Genomic DNA, 1,454 nt, shown 5'->3' on the forward strand with positions numbered 1-1,454 from the left:
AACTTCGATTTGAGGGCGGTTGATAAAGTCGGACATAAGGGCGGACTTACCATCGGAGCGAACACAAGTTCAGACGGCCGCCCCCGGAGGCTTACGAAAGAGGTCCGTTTCGAAAAGTTGATTCTACTGGAAATGCAAAGGGCGGTCGCCATGTAGACAGTCTCGTATATCCAGTCGTCAATCCCTTTACAGGAGAAGAAGTTTTTCCACGCAAGGGACGCTGCTGGGTGTATCGGCGCGAAGTCATGGAAAAAATGGTGGCAGATAGGCGCTACTTCTGGGGGAAAGACGGGCGCGCGGGGACCCCTATGAGAAAGCTCTTCAAGACAGAGGCTAAAATGGGAATGACCGCACCCACAATTTGGGATGACGTCGGTTTGAACCAACACGCCGCTCGCGAACTGGAGTTGATTTTCGGAGAAAAGGCATCGTTTGACACGCCTAAACCAGAACCTCTATTGAAGAGGATACTGGATATCGCCACCAACCCCGGCGACCTTGTTCTCGACAGTTTCCTCGGCTCTGGCACCACTGCCGCTGTCGCGCACAAGATGGGCCGCCGATGGATCGGGATCGAGATGGGGGATCATGCCCGCACCCATTGCGCCCTGCGCCTGCGCAAGGTGATTGACGGCGAACAGGGCGGCATCAGCCAGGATGTGGGCTGGCAGGGCGGCGGGGGTTTTCGGTTTTGCACCCTTGGGCAGGCCGTGTTCACCGCCGATGGCCAGATCGACCCCGCCATCCGCTTTGCCGACCTTGCCCGCCACATCTGGTTTTCCGAAACCCGCCAGCCGCTGGCAACAGCCCCTGCTGGCCCGATCCTGGGCCATGATGACACCCGCGCCATTGCCCTGCTGTTCAACGGCATTCTGAAAGACCGCAGCGTGGGCGGCGGCAACGTGTTGACCCGTTCGGTGCTGGCGCTGCTGCGGGCCGAACTTCCCGCCGGGTTTACTGGCAATCTGGTTGTTTACGGCGCCGCCTGCCGCCTGTCCGAGGCCACGCTGAAGGCCGAAGGCATCACCTTCCGCCAGACCCCTTTCGACATTCCGGCGCGGGGTTAGGCGATGCAGCTAAAGAACTACCAAACCGCCACCCTTGCAGCACTTGACCGGTTTCTGACCCGGTCCCTTGCCACCGGCCCCGCCGACGCTTTTGGCCATGAGGCCGCGCATCAGGCCGATCTTGCCCGGCTTGAGGGCCGCGTGTTTGCCCCCCAAACCTACAAACCGCTCACAGGCCTGCCCGATGTGCCCTATGTCTGTCTACGCCTGCCCACCGGGGGCGGCAAGACCCTGCTGGCGGCGGAATGCATCGGCATTGCCGCCAGCCGCTACCTGCGCCGCCCCTATCCGCTGACCTGTAATCGGCGGAGCAATACTCGGCCACGGTAGCGGCGGCATAGTGTTGTCGCGGGCGGCGTAAAAGTCGGCCACTTTTGTCCTTTCGGA

Annotated in this window: 2 protein-coding genes; both read left to right on the forward strand. The window is 60.9% G+C overall.

Annotated features, from left to right (window positions below; all coding sequences use genetic code 11):
* The first annotated feature begins 308 nt into the window (after positions 1-308).
* Positions 309-1,067: a DNA methyltransferase gene (locus ACSSV8_RS20160; protein WP_454283673.1), complete on the forward strand. Its 759-nt coding sequence runs from the start codon at positions 309-311 to the stop codon at positions 1,065-1,067.
* Between the two features lie 3 nt (positions 1,068-1,070).
* Positions 1,071-1,397, forward strand: a complete 327-nt coding sequence (locus ACSSV8_RS20165) for a hypothetical protein (RefSeq protein ID WP_454283674.1) — start codon at positions 1,071-1,073, stop codon at positions 1,395-1,397.
* Positions 1,398-1,454: the final 57 nt, after the last annotated feature.

This window comes from Roseovarius sp. MBR-79 (genome assembly GCF_053628555.1).